Origin of the sequence: Amycolatopsis balhimycina FH 1894, assembly GCF_000384295.1 — a bacterium.
GTDB lineage: Bacteria > Actinomycetota > Actinomycetes > Mycobacteriales > Pseudonocardiaceae > Amycolatopsis > Amycolatopsis balhimycina.
This window is the reverse complement of sequence record NZ_KB913037.1, coordinates 2926573-2943355: the sequence shown is the minus strand read 5'-3', so window position 1 is coordinate 2943355 and position 16783 is coordinate 2926573. Positions and strand designations below refer to the sequence as shown.

The following is a 16783-nucleotide window of genomic DNA, read 5'->3' as shown; positions in this document are numbered from 1 at the left end:
AACGGGTCAGACGGTGGCGGCTGACGCAGGCCCCGGGTCACGCGGGGTGAACCGTCCGTGGTGTATCGCCTCGGTCAGGGGACGGCGGCTGCGCCAGCCGTGGCGCTCGAGGTCCGGCTCGGTCTCCAGCCGGCTCACCGGGCCGGCGCACAGCCACGCGACCGGCCGGATGCCGTCGGGGATGCCGAGCAGCTCGCCCAGGAAGGGTTCGCGGTAGAAACTCACCCAGCCGACGCCGAGGCCTTCGGCGGTGGCCGCCAGCCAGAGGTTCTGGATCGCCAGGCAGACCGAGTACAGGCCGGCGTCGGCGATGGCGTGCCGGCCGAGCACGTCGGGCGCGCCACGCGCCGGGTCGTAGGTGACGACGATGCCGAGGCTCGCCTCGAGGATGCCCTCGATCTTGATGTTCGCGAAGGTGCTCGCGCGGTCTTCGCCGAGCTGACCCGCGAAGACCTCTCGTTCCTCGTAGACGTGCTTCGCGAACTTCTCGCGCGTCTCGACGTCGTCGACCAGCACGAAGTCCCACGGCTGGGTGAGCCCGACGCTCGGCGCGGCGTGCGCGGCCTCGAGGATCCTCGTCAGGGTGGCTTCGGGGATGGGCTCGCCGGTGAACTCGCCGCGGACGTCCCGCCGCTTGCGCAGGACTTCGTAGAACTCTTCGATCATCGGTGCAGGACCCATTCGACGGCTTCGGGGACGGTTGCGGCGGTCTCGGTGCCGGAGCGTTCCGGCCGCCTGACCAGCAGGACGGGGATGTTCAGCTCGCGGGCGGCGGTGAGTTTCGCGCTGGTCTGCGCACCGCCCGAATCCTTGGTGACCAGGACGTCGACCCGGCCGAGCAGCTCGCGCTCGGCAGCCACTTCGTACGGGCCGCGGGCGAGGATCAGCTCGTGCCGGCGGGGCAACGGGGGCGCGGGCGGGTCGACGCAGCGGATGAGGAACCACAGGTCGTCGAGGTGCGCGAAGGCGGGCAGGCCCTGGCGGCCGCTGGTCAGGAACACGCGTTTGCCGAGGTCGGGGAGCATCCGCGCGGCTTCGGCGAGATCGTCCGCCCAGTGCCAGACGTCTCCTGGCCCCGGCTGCCAGCCCGGCCGGGCGAGCCGGAGGAGAGGCGTCTTCGTCAGTTCGGCCGCCTTGACCGCGTTGGCCCCGATTCGCTCGGCGAAGGGGTGCGTGGCGTCCACGACGGCTTCGATCCGGTGTTCTCGCAAGTAGAGCGCGAGACCTTCCGGGCCGCCGAAGCCGCCTACGCGTACTTCGCCGACTGGGAGCCTCGGCCGGGCGACGCGTCCTGCCAGCGAAGAGACAACGGGGACTTCGCGCGTTGTCAGCGCTTCGGCCAGCTGCCGCGCTTCTCCGGTTCCGCCGAGGATCAGGATCACGCGCGGCGCCCGGAGCCGACGGCTTCGCGCCAGCGGTCCAGCGTGCGCATGTTGGCGAGGGTCTCCGCCCAGGTCAGCTCCGGCGCCTGGCGGTCGTCGACGTGCGCGGCGACGTGGTCCGCTTCGCGCGCGAAGACGCCCTGGGTCGCTTCGACCTCGATGACCTCCGGCTCGCCGTCGGCGGGGGTCAGGATGATCCGCGAGACGCCAGGCTTGCGCAGCGGGTGGATCCACGCCGGCTGCGGGATGTGGATCTGCCCGCGCGAGCCGAAGACGTGGATGCCGTCCTCGCGGGTCAGCCGGATCCCGCACGAGATCGTCGCGAGGATGTCCCCGGGCAGGCGGAGCAGGCCGGTCGCCCACTCGTCGACGCCGGTGGCGGACAGGTGCGCCATCCCGCTGACCTCGGCCGGCTCGACGACGTCCTGCCCGGTCGCGGCTTGGGCGACCAGCCGTGCGAGCGACGTGCAGTAGCACCCGACGTCGAGAATCCCGCCGCCGCCGAGCGCGGGATCGGCGAGCCGCGCGGTTTCTTCCGGGTTGCTGTCGAAGGAGAACGTGGTGTCGACCGCCCGGACCTCGCCGATCGCGCCGGACGAGATCAGCTCCACCAGCCGCCGGGTCTGCGGGTGCAGCCGGTACATGAACGCCTCCATCAGGAAGACGTCGTGCTTGCGCGCGGCGGTGATCACTTCCTCGGCGTCGGCCGCGGTGACCGTCAGCGGCTTCTCGCAGAGCACGTGCTTGCCGGCTTCGGCGGCAGCGATGGCCCATTCCTTGTGCAGGGCGTGCGGTGTCGAGACGTACACGGCGTCGACGTCCGGGTCGGCGAGGAGTTCTTCGTAGCTTCCGTACGCCTTGGGGATGTCGAAGCGCGTGGCGAACTCCCTCGCCCGGTCGGCATCCCGCGCGGCGACCGCGGCCGGCCTGCCGTGCTTGCTCTCCTCGACGCCCGCGGCGAAGTGGGCGGCGATGGTCCCGGCGGCCAGCAGGCCCCAGCGAAGTTCGGTCACAACGACTCCGGTTGGTTCGCCCGGTCGCGGGCACTGGAATAGAGGAAGCTGTCGGGAAAGTTCGTGGCGGCGAGCACCCGGCCGACGAAGATGGTGGCCGCGCGCGTCATCCCGGCTTCGCGGACCAGCATCGGCAGTTCGCCGAGCACGCCGCGCACGACGGTTTCGCCGGGCTGCGTCGCGAGCGCGACGACGGCGACCGGGCAGTCTTCGCCGTAGTGCGGTTTCAGGTCTTCGGTCACCCGCTCGACGTAGTTGATCGCCAGGTGCAGGGCGAGCGTGGCCCCGGTCGCGGCGAAGGCGGCGAGGGTTTCGGTGGGGGGCATCTTCGTGGACCGCGCCTGGACGCGGGTGATGACGAGGCTCTGCCCGACCTCGGGCACGGTGAGCTCCCGTTTCAGCGCTGCGGCCGAAGCGGCGAAGGCGGGCACACCGGGAACGACCTCGTACGGCACGCCGGCGGCGTCGAGCCGCCGCATCTGCTCGGCGACGGCGCTGTACAGCGACGGATCACCGGAGCACAGCCGCGCGACATCGTGACCTGCCCGGTGCGCTTCGACCAGCTTGGCGACGATCTGTTCGAGGCTCAGGCCGGCGGTGTCGACCACCTCGGCGCCGGGCGGGCAGTACGCGAGGAGGTCGGGCGGGGTCATGCTGCCGGGGTAGAGGCAGACCCCGCAGCGCGCCAGCAGGTCCCGGCCGCGCACGGTGATGAGGTCCGCGGCGCCGGGCCCGGCGCCGACGAAGTGCACGGTCATCGGCCGCGCTCCGGCGTGCGTGGGCGGCAGGGGGTGCGTGCACCGGTCATCGGTTGCTCCACTGGGTCACCGTCCGCGCCGGGGTCCAGCCGGTGAACCCGCCGAGCGGGGCCGCCCGCTCTACGCCGATCCTCAACAGTTCCCCTCCGTGCTGCTCGTACGCGCGCGCCAGGACCTGCTCGGCCTCCAGCGTCACGCCGTGTGCCACCAGCCGCGCGCCCGTCGCCAGGCAGGCGTCCAGTACGCCCGGCGCCGTCACCCCGCCGCCGATGAAGACGGCGTCCGGCACGGGCAGCGCGCTCAGCGCCTCCGGTGCTTCCCCGGTCACCACCTCCAGTTCCGGTACTCCCAGGTCCAACGCGTTCCGCCCGATCCGTTCGGCCCGTTCCTCCGAGCGCTCGACAGCGATCGCGCGGTTCAGCACGTGCAGCCGCGACCACTCGATGCCGACGCTGCCCGCGCCCGCGCCGACGTCCCACAACAGCTCGCCGGGACTCGGCGCGAGGCGGGCGAGCGCCGACACCCGCAGGTCGCGCTTGGTCAGCTGCCCGTCGTGGGCGTACACGTCGTCCGGGATGCCGATCAGCGGCAACGCCGGACCCGCGCACTCCAGCGCGAACACCGACAGCGGACCGGGATCGCCGGTCCAGCCGTCGGAAACGCGCTCGTCGGGCCCGCCCAGGTTCTCCAACGCGATCAGCTCGCTCTCGCCGTAACCCCGCACGGTGAGCAGGGAGCGCAGAGCGGGCGCGTCGGCACCCAGGACGAGCACTCGCCGGCGCGGCGCCAGCACGCGGGCGACGCGGGCCGACGACCGGCCGACGATGGTGACCACCTCGGTCTCCTCGGCGGACCAGCCCAGCCGTGCCCGGGCCAGCGTCACCGACGAGACCGCGGGCAGCGCCTCGACCTCATATCCATGTGCCACGAGCGTAGTGCCGACCCCCGACAAAAACGGATCGCCGCTGGCCAGGACGCAGATCCGGGCTCCTTCGTGCTCGGCGATCACCGCATCGAGCCCCGGCAGCAACGGCGTCGGCCACGCCTGCGCCGTGACCCCGTCGGGCAGGTAGCCCAGCTGCCGGGGCGCGCCCAGCACGACGTCGGCGGCGAGCACCGCGGCCCTCGCCTGTTCCGACAGCCCGGACCAGCCGTCGGCCCCGATCCCGACCACGGTCAGGCGGTTCGCGGAGCCCGCTTCCGCCGCCGATCGACGTGATTCTTCGCGCACGATTTCCCACCCTAAGCGAGCCGGGCGCTGTGCGATGATCGGCCGGTCGCCGAGTTCAGGAGTGCTGTTGAAGCCGTACCCGTTCACCGCCGTCGTCGGGCTGCCGGACCTGCGCCTCGCCTTGGTCCTCTCCTCGATTTCGCCCGCCGTCGGCGGGGTGCTGGTGCGCGGTGAAAAAGGCACGGCGAAGTCGACCATGGTCCGCGCGCTCGCGGGCCTGCTCCCCCGTGTCGACGTCGTGGCCGGCTGCCGCTTCTCCTGCGATCCCGCGGCCCCCGACCCGCTCTGCCCGGACGGCCCGCACGAAGGCGCAGCGAGCCACCGCCGTCCGGCGAAGCTGGTCGAGCTGCCGGTCGGCGCGGCCGAAGACCGCGTCATCGGCTCCCTGCACCTGGAACGCGCGCTGGCCGAAGGCGTGACGGACTTCCAGCCGGGCCTGCTGGCCGCCGCGCACCGCGGGCTGCTCTACGTCGACGAGGTCAACCTGCTGCACGACCACCTCGTCGACACCCTGCTCGACGCCGCCGCGATGGGCCGCGCGACCGTGGAACGCGAGGGCGTCTCGGTGTCGCACGCGGCCCGGTTCGTCCTGATCGGCACCATGAACCCGGAAGAAGGCGAGCTGCGGCCGCAGCTGCTGGACCGCTTCGGGCTGACCGTCGAAGTCGCCTCCAGCCGCGACCCGGAGCAGCGCGTCGAGGTCGTCCGGCGTCGCCTGGCCTACGAAGCCGATCCCGACGCCTTCGCCGCGCAGTACGCCGCCGAAGACGCCCAGCTCGCCGCGGACATCGAAGCGGCGCAACGGCTTCTGCCCGCGGTCAAGCTCCCCGACGACGCTCTGCGCCGGATCGCCGAGGTCTGCGCGTCCTTCGAGGTCGACGGCATGCGCGCGGACATCGTCACCGCGCGCACCGCGGTCGCGCACGCGGCCTGGGCCGGCCGCGACGAGGTCACGACCGACGACGTCCGCGTCGCGGCGCGGCTCGCGTTGCCGCACCGCCGCCGCCGGAACCCCTTCGACGCGCCCGGGATCTCGGAAGAGCAGCTGGAGCAGGCCCTGCAGGACGCCCAACCGGACCCGGGACCCGAGGACGACGGTCCTGGATCCGGTTCGACGCCACCGGAAGCGTCCGAGCCGCAGGGGAGTGAAAACGCGCCGCAAGGCGAACCAAAGCAGAGTGGCGGTCGGCAGAAAACCGTCGGCGCGGGGGAGACGTTCAAGGCGCGCGTGTTCCGAGTCAAGGGCATGGGCGAGGGCGAACGCGGCCGCCGTTCACGCGCGATCACCGACAGCGGCCGGACCGTCGGCGTCCAGCCCGCGAGTGTCCGCGAGGGGCGGCCGCACCTGGTCGCGACCGTGAAAGCCGCGGCGCCGCACCAGAAAGCCCGTGGCCGGGCCGGTGCCGGCCTGAAGCTGCGGCCGGAGGACCTGCGGTTCGCGCTGCGGGAAGGCCGTGAGGGCAACCTCGTGCTGTTCTGCGTGGACGCGTCCGGCTCGATGGGCGCGAAGGCCCGGATGCGCGAGGTCAAGTCCGCGGTCCTGTCCCTGCTGCTCGACGCCTACCAGCGCCGCGACAAGGTCGGGCTCGTCACTTTCCGCGGTGACGCGGCCGAACTCGCGCTGCCGCCGACCATCAGCGTCGACGCGGCCGCGTCCCGCCTCGAAGGCCTCCCGACCGGCGGCCGTACGCCCTTGGCCGAAGGACTCCTGGAAGCCGCGCGCGTGCTGCGTGTCGAGGAGATCCGTGACCCGCGGCGGCGGCCGCTGCTGGTCGTCGTCACCGACGGGCGCGCCACCAGCGGCCCGGACGCCGTCGCGCGCGCCCAGGCCGCGGCCGGGCTGCTCACCGGCGTCACGACCGTCGTGATGGACTGCGAGAGCGGCAAGATGCGGCTCGGCCTGGCCGCCGACCTCGCCGCCCACCTCGGCGCCGAGCATGTTCCCCTCGCCGGCGTCGCCGCCGAATCGCTGGCGGACGCCGTCCGCGCCCGGACCGGAAAGGCCGCCTGATGCCCCAAGGCAAACCCGGCGTCGTCCCGGACGACGGCCTGACCACGCGCCAGCGCCGCAACCGGCCGCTGCTCGCCGTGCACACCGGCGAGATGAAGGGCAAGTCGACGGCCGCGTTCGGGATGGCGCTGCGCGCCTGGAACCAGGGCTGGTCGATCGGCGTGTTCCAGTTCGTCAAGTCGGCGAAGTGGCGCGTCGGCGAGGAAGCCGCGTTCCGCGCGCTGGGGAAGCTGCACGACGACACCGGCCAGGGCGGGCCGGTCGAGTGGCACAAGATGGGCGAAGGCTGGAGCTGGGCGCGCAAGACCGGCAGCGAGGAGGACCACGCGGAGAACGCGCGCGAAGGCTGGGCGGAGATCAAGCGCCGGCTCGCCGCCGAGACGCACGACTTCTACGTCCTCGACGAGTTCTCCTACCTGCTCAAGTGGGGCTGGCTCGAGGCCGGCGACGTGGTGTCCACGTTGGCCTCGCGGCCCGGGCACCAGCACGTCGTCATCACCGGCCGGTATGCGCCGCCGGAGCTGATCGACGCTGCCGACCTCGTCGCGGAAATGACCAAGGTCAAGCACCCGATGGACGCCGGCCAGAAGGGCCAGCGGGGGATCGAGTGGTAGCGCGCGTGGTCATCGCCGCGCCCGGCTCCGGGCACGGCAAGACCACGATCGCCGCCGGGCTGATGGCGGCGCTGCGGGCGGCCGGGCACCGCGTTTCCGGGCACAAGGTCGGGCCCGACTTCATCGACCCGGGCTACCACGCCCTCGCCACCGGACGTCCCGCGCGCAACCTGGACCCGTTCCTGCAGGGTGAGGACCGGCTGGTTCCCTTGCTGCGGCACGGCTCCCGCGACGCCGGCATCGCGGTCATCGAGGGCGTCATGGGCCTGTTCGACGGGGCTTTGGGCACCGAGGGCTACGCGTCGACCGCGCACGTGGCCCGTCTTCTGGACGCGCCGGTGGTACTGGTCGTCGACGCTTCGGCGGCTTCGCGCAGTGTCGCCGCGACGGTCCTGGGGTTCGCCCACTACGACAACCGGGTGCGGCTCGCCGGCGTCATCCTCAACAAGCTCGGCTCGCAGCGGCACCTCGACGAAATCGCGTCCGCGCTGGAAGCCACCGGCGTCCCGCTGCTGGGCGCGTTGTACCGCAACGAAGAGATCCACGCGCCGAGCAGGCACCTCGGGCTCGTCCCGGCGGCGGAACGGGCCGCGGAGGCGCAACGCGTGCTGCCCGCGCTCGCTGCGTGGGTGACCGACGGCGTCGACGTCGAGGCGATCGTCCGGATCGCTTCCGGGGCGCCGCGGCTTTCGGCGGCACCGTGGGAACCGTCCGGTGTGGACGGTTCCCGAGTGACGGTCGCGGCCGCGGGCGGGCCGGCGTTCACCTTCCGCTACACCGAAAACGTCGAGTTGCTGGCCGCGTGCGGCGTCGATGTCGTCGACGTCGATCCCTTGCGGGACAAGGCGTTGCCGGACGGCTGCGCCGGGCTGTACTTCGGTGGCGGGTTCCCCGAGGTGCACGCGGCCGAGCTGTCGGCGAACACGGCGTTGCGGACCGAAGTGGCTTCCGCGATCGAACGCGGGATGCCGGTGAGCGCCGAATGCGCGGGCCTGTTGTACCTGTGCCAATCCCTGGACGGCGTGCCGATGGTCGGCGCGGTGCCCGCGGACGCGAAGATGACCGCCCGCGGCAAGCTCGGCTACCGGCGCGCGGTCGCCGTCGAGGACAACCTGCTGGCGACGGCCGGCCAGCGCGTCACCGGGCACGAATTCCACCGCACCGAGGTGACGCCGTCGCACGGCGGCTCGGCGGCCTGGGGCTGGGACCGGCAGCTGGACGGCTTCGCGTCGCCGACGTTGCACGCGTCCTACCTGCACGTCCACTGGGCCGGGTACCCCGAGCTGGCGCACCGGTTCGCCGCGAGCGCCCGGGCGTATGGCGGTGGCTGATTCCGCCTCCGCGGGAGGATACGACCTCCATCACCACGGCGACCGCGAGGTCGCGCCGGGGCTGGTCGACCTCGCCGTGAACGTCCGGTTGCCGCGGCCGCCCGCGTGGTTGCGTGCGGAGCTGGTGTCCGCTTTGGACGACCTCGCCGCCTATCCGTCCTCGGTGGACGCCACGGAGGCGGTGGCCGCACGGCACGGCCGTCCTCCTGCCGAAGTGCTGGTCACCGCGGGCGCGGCGGAGGCGTTCACGCTGCTGGCCTCGGCGTTCCGGCCGCGTCGCGCGGTGGTCGTGCATCCGCAGTTCACCGAGCCGGAAGCGGCGTTGCGGGCGGCGGGGCACGAGGTCTCGCGCGTGATCCTGGCCGAACCGGACGGTTTCGTCCTCGACCCGGCGCTCGTGCCGGCCGACGCGGACCTGGTGTTCGTCGGCAACCCGACGAACCCGACCTCCGTGCTGCACCCGGCCGCGGTCCTGCGTTCCCTGGCCCGGCCCGGACGGCTGCTCGTGGTCGACGAGGCGTTCCTGGACGCGATCCCGGGCGAGGTCGAGAGCCTGGCGCCAGGTTTCCCGGGCGTCGTCGTGCTGCGCAGCCTGACGAAGACGTGGGGCCTGGCGGGGCTTCGAGCGGGTTACGTGCTCGCTTCGGCCGACGTCGTCGAGCGGTTGCGGGCGGTCCAGGTGCCCTGGTCGGTGTCCACGCTGGCCGGGGTGGCGACGGTGGCGTGCTGCCGTCCGTCCGCTTTGGAGGAAGCGGAAAAGCTGGCGATCGCGGCGGAGTCGGACCGCGAGTACCTGGTGTCCGGCCTGACGGCGGCGGGGGTACCGGTGCTGGGCGACCCCCGCGGCCCGTTCGTGCTGGTCCGCGTGCCCGATGGCGCTTCACTGCGCGCGCGCCTGCGTGAGGCGGGCTACGCGGTCCGCCGCGGGGACACGTTCCCCGGTCTCGGCCCGGACCACCTGCGACTGGCCGTCCGCGACCGCGCGACGACGGACGCGTTCCTGACCGCGGTGCGCGAAATTTCGTAAACACCGACAGGGGGTTGTCGCCACCGAGGTCGAGAGTGGGCGCAGACCGGGAAACGCCCGGCTCGGCAGCGGAAGGAACGACATGCCTGGATTCAACGACGTCGCGTGGTTCGAGATCGGCGCCGCGGACCCGGCGGCCGCCGAACGGTTCTACGGCGACGTCTTCGGCTGGAAGACAGTCCAGGACGAGTCGGCGAGCACCGACCCGGCGTACCGGGTGATCGACACCGGCGGCTCGCGCGGCGGCCTCGCCAGGGGCACGGAGGACTACGCGATTTTCACCGTGCTCGTCGAGGACGTCGAAGCGGCCTGCGAACGGGCGGCGGCAGCCGGCGGCCAGGTGCAACGGCCGCCGACGGTCAACCCCGTCGGGGTGAAGTTCGCGCACCTGCTCGACCCGGCGGGCAACCGCTTCTCGGTGTTCACCCCGCCAAACTGAGCTGCTCGACGTCGCCGTACGGGATGTCGAGGTCCTCGGGGCGAAGCCGGCGAAGCGGCGGCACCTCGGCGGTCACGGTGAAGGAGGTGATCCGGTCGGTGCGAAATGCCCGGATCTCCCGGCGCAGCCGGCACCAGGCCACGAGGTACCAGTGCGCGGGCTTGCCGACGTAGCCGAGCGGCTCGACCTCCCGCCGGGTGGCTTTGCCTTCGCGGTCGACGTACCGGATGCGCAGTACGCGGCGGATACCGAGCACGTGTGGCATCGGCGGGATGGGACCGCCGCCGAGCAGGTGGACACAGGCGGCGAGGTCCTGCGCCGCATCCGCCTCCTCCCGCCGCATCGCGGCGACCAGCTTGCGCAGCGCCGAGCGCCCTTCCGCGCGGAACGGGGTGCCCTCCAGGTGTTTCAGCGCGAGTGCCATCGCGACGGCCTCGCCGGACGTCAGGTTGACCGGCGGCATGGTGTGCGCCTTGTCGAGGCAGTAACCACCGGTGCGGCCGGCCTCGGCGTAGATCGGCGTGCCGGACTCCTGAAGGGCGCCGATGTCCCGTTCGATGGTGCGGACGCTGACCTCGAACCGGTCCGCGAGCCACCGCGCGCTGCGCGGCCGCGGCGCGACGGCGCGCAGTTCTTCGACGAGGGCGTAAAGACGATCGGTTCGGTTCACGTCGATCACTGTAAGGAGGGGGTACGACAGTTTCGGTTACCTGCTTCACCAAGTACCTGCCGGGCGACGGGCCTGGCCCTGTCGTGGTCCGGCGCTGAGGGCGGTGGCGGTGTCGATGATCGTCTGTTCCGTGGGGCGGGGACGCTGTGGGCGCTTGTCCCGGGAACCGAGCCGCCGACGATGCGGGATGTGGCAGCCCGCCTGCACTGCGACCCTTCCACGGTGAGTCTCGCCGCCGACAAACTCCAGAGCATGGGACTCGTCGCCCGTCAGCCTCATCCCGCCGACGGCCGCAAGCGCACCCTGACCCTCACCGAACACGGCCACGAACTGTGGGATGCGCTCAGAACGCGGCTGCACGCCTCCGGGCTGTTCGCCGGTCTCGACGCGCAGGAACAGGACACCTTGCTCGCGCTGCTGACGAAAATGCGAACCCCGCACCACCCATAGCCGGTCTCGGTCGCCCGCCTTCGATGCTGAGATCCGCAAGCACCGCAACGTTGTCGAACGGTGCGCTGGCTCCGATGACTTACCGGACCTAGGTTGACAGCGCGAGCAGCGCGGCCGCGACGGCGGCTTCGACACCGGCGCCGAGGACGTCGCCGGTGATGCCGCCGAGCCGCTTGGTGCATCGCCACAGGAGCGCCCCGGCGACGCCGTAGGCGAGGAGGACCGCGAGCGGCCCGCGCCACCACGGCAGTCCGGGCAGGAGCACAGCGAGCCCGGCGGCCGCCACCCCGACGGCGATCGCGGCCGTGCGGGGCACTGATCCCGCGACGGTGGCGCCCAAGCCCTCCGGCCGGGCCGGCGGAACGCCCCGCGCACACGCCATCGAGAGCGTGCACCGGCCGACGAGCACGCCCGCGGCCGCGGTGATCGGGTTGGCGGCGGTCAGGGCGCCGACCTGGAGGAGGAGAACCAGGACGAGGGTCGCGACCCCGGTGGGACCGGAATCGCCGCGGCGCATGACCTCGAGGGCCTTGGCGCGGTCGTAGGAGGCGCCGAGGCCGTCGGCGGTGTCGGCGAGCCCGTCGAGGTGCAGGCCCCGGCTGCCGAGCGCGACGGCACCGAGGGCGAGCGCCGCGGTGCCGAGCGCGGGCAGCCCGGCGGCGGACCCCGCCCAGACGATCCCCCCGGCGGCAGCGGCCAGGGGAATCGCCGCGAGCGGCGAGAGCAGCATGGCCCGCCCGGCCACCCGCCGATCGATGACGCGCGGCGCCGGGACCGGCACGGTGGTCAGCGTCCCGACGGCCATCCGCGCGGCATCGACCCAGCGGCTCACCTCGAGTTGTCCACAGCCGGGCCGGCGAAGGCCGAGTTGTCCACAGATCGCCGAACGGCCGTGGTGCCGGCCGGGGGACCGATAGACTGGACAGGGGACGCCCCCCAGGGAGTGGCGGGGGCTGCGTTTTTCATGCCAGGTCGGCCAGCAAGCCCATTTCGGCCAAGATCGCGCGGGCGGCGCGCAGCGTCGGTACCGCCTGCACCGCCCCGCTTCCTTCGCCGAGCCGCAGCCCGAAGTCCAAGATCGGCTCCAGGCCCAGCGCCTTCAACGCGAACGCCTGCGAAGGTTCCGTCGAGCGGTGCCCGGCCAGCCACCACTGCTCCGCTCCCGGTGCGATGTCGCGCGCCACCAACGCCGCCGCGCCGGAAAAGACTCCGTCCAGCAGCACCGGGATGCCGAGCGCCGCCGCCTGGACCAGGAAGCCCGCCGTCGCCGCCGCGCACGCGCTGCCCAACGCCGTCAAGCGCTCGAACGGGTCCTCCGTGCGGCCGGCCGTCCGCGTCAACGCCGCCGCGACCGCCGCCGTCTTCCTCTCCAGGCCCGCCGCGTCGACTCCGGTGCCCGTGCCGACCACCTCCGCCGCCGGCAGGCCCAGTGACGCCGCGACCAGCGCCGCGCACACCGCCGTGTTGCCGATTCCCATGTCTCCCGGGATCAGCACGTCCGCCTCGCGCTCCTCGAGCGCGATCGCCCGGCCCGCTTCGAACGCCGCCTGGGCTTCGCCCGGCAACAACGCGTCCTCGACGTCGATCGAGCCCGAGCCGCGGCGGATCTTGTGGGCCGTCACCTCGGGCGGCACGTCCGCGCCGTCCCAGTCGACGCCGATGTCGGCCACCCGCACCTTCGCGCCGACCTGCGCGGCCAGCACGTTCACCCCGCTCTTGCCGGCCAGGAACACCCGGACCATCGCCGCGGTCACTTCACGCGGGTACGCCGAGAGCGCCGACACGCCGTGGTCGCCCGCGAAGACGACCACGCGGACGTCGTCCAGGGGGCGCGGCGGCACGCTGCCGTGCGCGGCGGCCAGCCAGGCGGCGATCTCTTCCAGCCTGCCCAGCGCGCCGAGCGGCTTGACCAGGCCGTCGAGCCGGTCCAGCGCGGCGGCGCGGGCGGCGGGGTCGGGCACGGGTACGTCGAACACGGGCGCCTCCTGGCTACAGGTCGAGCGCCCGGCCCGCGACGACCAGCACGACCCGGTCGGCGTCGGCGGACACCCGGTTGTTGAGTGCGCCCAGCACATCACGGAACAGCCGTCCGGACGACGTTGCGGGCACCACACCGCTGCCGACCTCGTTGCTGACCGCGACCACCGGCACCCGCGCCGCGGCCCACGCGGCGAGGAAGTCCTCGAGCCGGTCGTCCAGCCGGTGCTCCCAGCCCGGCTTCTGGCGCCACGCGCCGACGTCGTCCAGCACACGGGACAGCCAGGTGCCGAGGCAGTCGATCAGCAGCGGTTCGGTCGCCGAGCGCAGGATCCCGGCCAGGTCGGTGGTCTCGACGGTCTTCCAGTGCGCCGGCCGCCGCGCCTGGTGCGCGGCTACCCGCGCGGCCCACTCGGGGTCGTCCTCGCCCGCGGGCAGGCCGGGCGCGACGTAGACGAGGTGCGGGTGGCGATCGACGAGCCGCTCGGCGTGCCGCGACTTCCCCGAGCGGACGCCGCCGAGGACCAGCACCTTGCCTTCGTCGCGTCCGGACCGGCGCAGTGCCCGTGCCAGGGTCTCGAGAGACCCGGCGAGCCGGTGGCGCAGCCCCGCCGATGTACGTTTCTCCGCGGAGGCGGCATTGGGCACAGTCATACCCGGCATTCTGGTGCACGCGCTACCGTGCGCCACGTGCCACTCCGTCTAGGGACAACCGCAGCCGGACTCGTTACCGGATATGTCGCCGACGCACTGTTCGGTGACCCCCGACAGGGGCATCCGGTCGCCGTCTTCGGTACCGCCGCGGCCCGCCTCGAACGTCGCCTGTGGGCTGATTCGAAGCCACGTGGAGTCGCGTACGCGGGGTTGTGCACCTTCGGGGCGGTAGGCCTCGGCGTCGCGCTTCAGACGGCGACGCGGCGACGCCCCTTCGCGCGCTTCGTGGTCACGGCCGCATCTACCTGGGTCGTGCTCGGGGGACGCGGTCTCGCCACCGAAGGCGCCGAAATGGCCCGGTTGCTCGAAGCGGGCGAAGTGCCTGAAGCGCGTCAGAGGCTCTCGCACCTCTGCGCGCGCGACGCGACGACGCTCGACTCCGCCGAGCTCACCCGCGCGGCCACCGAGTCGATCGCCGAGAACACCTCGGACGCCGTGGTCGCGCCGCTGTTCTGGGGCGCCGTCGCCGGGGTGCCGGGTCTCCTCGGCTATCGCGCCCTCAACACCCTCGACGCGATGGTCGGCTACCGCTCGGCGCGCTACCGGCGCTTCGGCTGGGCCGCGGCGCGCGCCGACGACGTCGCCAACCTCGTGCCGTCGCGGATCGGCGCCGCGCTCACGGTGGTGTGCGCGGGCGGCCGGGCGCGGGAGTCCTGGCGGATCTGGCGCCGCGACGGCGGACGGCACCCGAGCCCGAACGCGGGCCAGGTGGAAGCCGCGTTCGCCGGCGCGCTGGGCATCCGGCTCGGCGGGACGAACAGCTACGGCGGCGAGATCGAGAGCCGCTCCCGGCTCGGCGAAGGCCGCGACCCGCAGCCGGCGGACCTGCGCCGCGCGGTGCGCTTGTCCCGCCTGGTCGGGGCAGCGGCGGTGCTGATCGCCGCGACCGCAGCCCCCACCACTCCCCGGGGGGCGGCCCCTGACCAGTCTATCGGCTCCCCGGCCGGCACAACCGCCGCTCGGCGATCTGTGGACAACTCCGCCGGTGCCGCGTGGGCTGTGGACAAAAAGCGGAGCAAGCGCGGGAACCGTCGCGCCGGGGTGGCACGATGACCGGCCTGCTCGTCGCCGGGACGACGTCCGATGCCGGGAAGAGCCTGGTCACCGCCGGGATCTGCCGGTGGCTTGCGCGCCGTGGGGTGCGGGTCGCGCCGTTCAAGGCGCAGAACATGTCCAACAACTCGATGGTCTGCGCCGACGGTGCCGAGATCGGGCGGGCCCAGTGGGTGCAGGCCCGGGCCGCGGGCGTCGAACCCGAGGCGGCGATGAACCCCGTGCTGCTCAAGCCCGGGAGCGATCGGCGCAGCCACGTCGTCGCGCTCGGGAAGCCCTTCGGCACCCTCGAAGCCGGCGAGTACGCCACCGGCCGGGCCGGGCTCGCCGAGATCGCCTTCGGTGCCTTCGAAGACCTCAGCGCCCGGTACGACGTCGTCGTCTGCGAAGGCGCCGGTAGTCCCGCGGAGATCAACCTGCGCGGTGGCGACTACGTCAACATGGGGCTCGCGCGGCGGTTCGGGCTGCCGGTAGTGGTCGTCGGCGACATCGACCGCGGTGGGGTGCTGGCGGCGATGTTCGGCACCCTCGCGCTGCTCTCGGCCGAAGACCAAGCCCTGGTCGCGGGCTGGGTCGTCAACAAGTTCCGCGGGGACGTCGGCCTGCTGCGGCCGGGCCTGGACAGCCTCGAGAAGGTCACCGGGCGGCCCGTGCTCGGTGTCCTGCCGTGGCTCGACCGGGTGTGGATCGACTCGGAGGACGCGCTCGCCGCCGCCGGGTGGCGCCGGGAAGCACAAAACACGGGCCTCGACGTCGCCGTCGTGCGGTTCCCGCGCGCCTCCAACGCCACCGACGTCGACGCACTGGCCGCCGAACCTGGCGTCACCGTCACGCTGACCGCCGACCCCGACCGGGTCGCGGCGGCCGACGTCGTGGTGCTGCCCGGGTCGCGCTCCACCGTCGGCGACCTCGCCTGGCTGCGGGAGCGCGGCCTCGACGCGGCGGTGACGGCCCGGGCCGTCACCGGGCGGCCGGTCCTCGGCATCTGCGGCGGCTACCAGATGCTCGCCGAGTCCATTGTGGACGACGTGGAGTCCGGGGCGGGCGAGGTGCCCGGCCTCGGCCTGCTGCCGGCGAAGGTGACGTTCGCCGCGGAGAAGGTGCTGGCCCGCCCGGTCGGGGAGTGGCGCGGCACCCGGGTGGACGCCTACGAGATCCACCACGGCTCGGTCACGTCGGCGACGACGACCGAGTCCTTTTTGGACGGTATGCGGGCCGGCGCGGTCTGGGGCACGATGTGGCACGGCGCGTTCGAGAACGACGCCTTCCGCCGCGCCTGGCTCACCGAAGCGGCGGCGCAGGCGGGCGTCAGCTGGGCCCCGGCGCCGGACGCCCCCGGTTTCGGCGAGCTGCGCGAGGAAATGCTGGACAAACTGGCGGACGCCGTCGGTGAGCACCTCGACACCGCAGTGCTGGAGACGCTGCTGGAGCGGGGCGCGCCGCCGAACCTGCCGTTCGTCCCGCCCGGCGCGCCCTGACACTCAGCGTCGGTACGGCGCCAGGTACTGCCCGCCCCGCGCCTGGACCGCGCAGACGGCGGTGTGCTTGCCCGCCGCCCAGTCGGCCCCGCCGGGGTGGAACGTCACGACCTCTCCGCTGTCCGGTTCGACGCCGGCGCCGAAGTACTCGTCGCTCCGGACCTGGCAGCCCGCGGCGGCGGCCTGCTCGAGTTCGTCGTCCGAGGACGCTCCGGTGGGCGGCGTCAGGGTGAAGGTGGCGAACGCTTGGCCGTCGTGCGGCTTCGTGCAGGACGCCTTGGCGATGTCCGTGTCCTGCTTGAGGTAGCACTCACCGGCCTGCAACGCCTGCCCGGTCGGGGCCGTGCCGCCGCCGGTCGACCAGCCGACGGACACGATCAGCGCGCCCGTGAGCACCGCGGCCCACACCACACTCAACACGATCCCGGCGATCGCCATGCCGCGCCCGGTCTGGTTCCGCTTGGGTATCTGCACCAGCGCGACGACGCCCAGGATCGGCGCCACCAGCAGCGACAACCCGAAGATGCCGAGGATGCCCAGTACCAGCGACGCGACCGCGAAGGGATTGCGCGTCGGCGGCGGCGCAGCTCCCGGCGTCGAATTCGCCCGGCGTGAAGAATCGACTTCGGACATGG

Annotated in this window: 18 protein-coding genes; 8 read left to right on the top strand and 10 right to left on the bottom strand. The window is 73.1% G+C overall.

Annotated elements, in window-relative coordinates; all coding sequences use genetic code 11:
* Window positions 1-6 precede the first annotated feature (6 nt).
* Genes bluB through A3CE_RS0112485 form a run of 5 tightly spaced genes read right to left on the bottom strand, consistent with a single transcriptional unit; the run spans window position 7 to window position 4384 of the window.
* The gene (bluB, locus tag A3CE_RS0112505) at window positions 7-666 is read right to left on the bottom strand and encodes a 5,6-dimethylbenzimidazole synthase (RefSeq protein WP_020640433.1); all 660 of its coding nucleotides are present in this window, start codon (window positions 664-666) and stop codon (window positions 7-9) included.
* Window positions 663-1382, bottom strand: a complete 720-nt coding sequence (locus tag A3CE_RS0112500; RefSeq protein WP_020640432.1) for a cobalt-precorrin-6A reductase — start codon at window positions 1380-1382, stop codon at window positions 663-665. The genes bluB and A3CE_RS0112500 overlap by 4 nt, the downstream gene beginning before the upstream one ends.
* On the bottom strand, window positions 1379-2395 hold the full coding sequence (locus A3CE_RS0112495) for a Gfo/Idh/MocA family protein (RefSeq protein ID WP_020640431.1): 1017 nt from the start codon (window positions 2393-2395) through the stop codon (window positions 1379-1381). Before A3CE_RS0112495 ends, A3CE_RS0112500 begins: the two co-directional genes overlap by 4 nt.
* Window positions 2392-3153, bottom strand: a complete 762-nt coding sequence (gene cobM / locus A3CE_RS0112490) for a precorrin-4 C(11)-methyltransferase (protein WP_020640430.1) — start codon at window positions 3151-3153, stop codon at window positions 2392-2394. The genes A3CE_RS0112495 and cobM overlap by 4 nt, the downstream gene beginning before the upstream one ends.
* Before the next feature lie 46 nt (window positions 3154-3199).
* Window positions 3200-4384, bottom strand: coding sequence for a bifunctional cobalt-precorrin-7 (C(5))-methyltransferase/cobalt-precorrin-6B (C(15))-methyltransferase (locus A3CE_RS0112485; RefSeq protein ID WP_020640429.1), 1185 nt, complete (start codon window positions 4382-4384; stop codon window positions 3200-3202).
* A gap of 67 nt (window positions 4385-4451) precedes the next feature.
* On the opposite strand from A3CE_RS0112485, the gene A3CE_RS0112480 reads away from it, so the two are divergent.
* The 5 genes from A3CE_RS0112480 to A3CE_RS0112460 all read left to right on the top strand — a co-directional run bounded on the left by A3CE_RS0112480 (window position 4452) and on the right by A3CE_RS0112460 (window position 9806).
* Complete coding sequence (locus tag A3CE_RS0112480) at window positions 4452-6395, top strand: putative cobaltochelatase (protein ID WP_026468413.1); 1944 nt, start codon at window positions 4452-4454, stop codon at window positions 6393-6395.
* Window positions 6395-7009 (top strand): cob(I)yrinic acid a,c-diamide adenosyltransferase, encoded by a 615-nt coding sequence (gene cobO / locus A3CE_RS0112475; protein ID WP_020640427.1) that lies wholly within the window; start codon window positions 6395-6397, stop codon window positions 7007-7009. Before A3CE_RS0112480 ends, cobO begins: the two co-directional genes overlap by 1 nt.
* Complete coding sequence (locus A3CE_RS0112470) at window positions 7003-8340, top strand: cobyrinic acid a,c-diamide synthase CobB (RefSeq protein WP_043790826.1); 1338 nt, start codon at window positions 7003-7005, stop codon at window positions 8338-8340. Before cobO ends, A3CE_RS0112470 begins: the two co-directional genes overlap by 7 nt.
* A complete protein-coding gene (cobC, locus tag A3CE_RS0112465; RefSeq protein ID WP_020640425.1) occupies window positions 8327-9367 on the top strand; it encodes an Rv2231c family histidinol phosphate aminotransferase CobC in 1041 nt (346 codons plus the stop codon). Before A3CE_RS0112470 ends, cobC begins: the two co-directional genes overlap by 14 nt.
* An 82-nt stretch (window positions 9368-9449) precedes the next feature.
* The gene (locus A3CE_RS0112460; RefSeq protein ID WP_020640424.1) at window positions 9450-9806 is read left to right on the top strand and encodes a VOC family protein; all 357 of its coding nucleotides are present in this window, start codon (window positions 9450-9452) and stop codon (window positions 9804-9806) included.
* Here A3CE_RS0112460 and A3CE_RS0112455 read toward each other — a convergent pair.
* The gene (locus A3CE_RS0112455; protein ID WP_026468412.1) at window positions 9790-10476 is read right to left on the bottom strand and encodes a helix-turn-helix transcriptional regulator; all 687 of its coding nucleotides are present in this window, start codon (window positions 10474-10476) and stop codon (window positions 9790-9792) included. The genes A3CE_RS0112460 and A3CE_RS0112455 overlap by 17 nt on opposite strands.
* Between A3CE_RS0112455 and A3CE_RS59285 the strand changes: the two genes are divergently transcribed.
* The gene (locus A3CE_RS59285; RefSeq protein ID WP_084642065.1) at window positions 10462-10926 is read left to right on the top strand and encodes a MarR family winged helix-turn-helix transcriptional regulator; all 465 of its coding nucleotides are present in this window, start codon (window positions 10462-10464) and stop codon (window positions 10924-10926) included. The genes A3CE_RS0112455 and A3CE_RS59285 overlap by 15 nt on opposite strands.
* Before the next feature lie 88 nt (window positions 10927-11014).
* Here the strand turns inward: A3CE_RS59285 and A3CE_RS0112445 are convergent, their stop codons facing one another.
* The 3 genes from A3CE_RS0112445 to A3CE_RS0112435 form a co-directional block, all read right to left on the bottom strand.
* Window positions 11015-11731, bottom strand: a complete 717-nt coding sequence (locus A3CE_RS0112445) for an adenosylcobinamide-GDP ribazoletransferase (RefSeq protein ID WP_026468411.1) — start codon at window positions 11729-11731, stop codon at window positions 11015-11017.
* Window positions 11732-11888: 157 nt separating this feature from the next.
* Entirely contained in the window at window positions 11889-12902 is a 1014-nt protein-coding gene (gene cobT, locus A3CE_RS0112440; RefSeq protein WP_020640420.1) for a nicotinate-nucleotide--dimethylbenzimidazole phosphoribosyltransferase, read from the bottom strand.
* A 13-nt stretch (window positions 12903-12915) separates the two neighbouring features.
* Window positions 12916-13557 (bottom strand): bifunctional adenosylcobinamide kinase/adenosylcobinamide-phosphate guanylyltransferase, encoded by a 642-nt coding sequence (locus A3CE_RS0112435; protein WP_051183767.1) that lies wholly within the window; start codon window positions 13555-13557, stop codon window positions 12916-12918.
* 36 nt (window positions 13558-13593) lie between these two features.
* On the opposite strand from A3CE_RS0112435, the gene A3CE_RS50925 reads away from it, so the two are divergent.
* Together A3CE_RS50925 and A3CE_RS0112425 are read left to right on the top strand one after the other, a co-directional pair.
* Window positions 13594-14670 carry a cobalamin biosynthesis protein gene (locus A3CE_RS50925; protein WP_051183899.1) on the top strand — a complete coding sequence of 359 codons (1077 nt, stop codon included), beginning with the start codon at window positions 13594-13596 and terminating at the stop codon, window positions 14668-14670.
* Window positions 14667-16148 (top strand): cobyric acid synthase, encoded by a 1482-nt coding sequence (locus tag A3CE_RS0112425; protein ID WP_020640417.1) that lies wholly within the window; start codon window positions 14667-14669, stop codon window positions 16146-16148. The genes A3CE_RS50925 and A3CE_RS0112425 overlap by 4 nt, the downstream gene beginning before the upstream one ends.
* A gap of 3 nt (window positions 16149-16151) precedes the next feature.
* On the opposite strand, the gene A3CE_RS0112420 is transcribed toward A3CE_RS0112425, so the two are convergent.
* Entirely contained in the window at window positions 16152-16781 is a 630-nt protein-coding gene (locus A3CE_RS0112420) for a DUF4190 domain-containing protein (RefSeq protein WP_020640416.1), read from the bottom strand.
* Window positions 16782-16783 lie beyond the last annotated feature (2 nt).

Excerpts from the sequence above, each read along its gene's own strand:
- bluB (WP_020640433.1), bottom strand. The coding sequence starts at position 666 with ATGATCGAAGAGTTCTACGAAGTCCTGCGCAAGCGGCGGGACGTCCGC.
- cobM (WP_020640430.1), bottom strand. The coding sequence starts at position 3,153 with ATGACCGTGCACTTCGTCGGCGCCGGGCCCGGCGCCGCGGACCTCATC.
- cobO (WP_020640427.1), top strand. The coding sequence starts at position 6,395 with ATGCCCCAAGGCAAACCCGGCGTCGTCCCGGACGACGGCCTGACCACG.
- cobC (WP_020640425.1), top strand. The coding sequence starts at position 8,327 with ATGGCGGTGGCTGATTCCGCCTCCGCGGGAGGATACGACCTCCATCAC.
- A3CE_RS0112460 (WP_020640424.1), top strand. The coding sequence starts at position 9,450 with ATGCCTGGATTCAACGACGTCGCGTGGTTCGAGATCGGCGCCGCGGAC.
- A3CE_RS0112445 (WP_026468411.1), bottom strand. The coding sequence starts at position 11,731 with ATGGCCGTCGGGACGCTGACCACCGTGCCGGTCCCGGCGCCGCGCGTC.
- A3CE_RS0112435 (WP_051183767.1), bottom strand. The coding sequence starts at position 13,557 with ATGACTGTGCCCAATGCCGCCTCCGCGGAGAAACGTACATCGGCGGGG.
- A3CE_RS0112425 (WP_020640417.1), top strand. The coding sequence starts at position 14,667 with ATGACCGGCCTGCTCGTCGCCGGGACGACGTCCGATGCCGGGAAGAGC.
- A3CE_RS0112420 (WP_020640416.1), bottom strand. The coding sequence starts at position 16,781 with ATGTCCGAAGTCGATTCTTCACGCCGGGCGAATTCGACGCCGGGAGCT.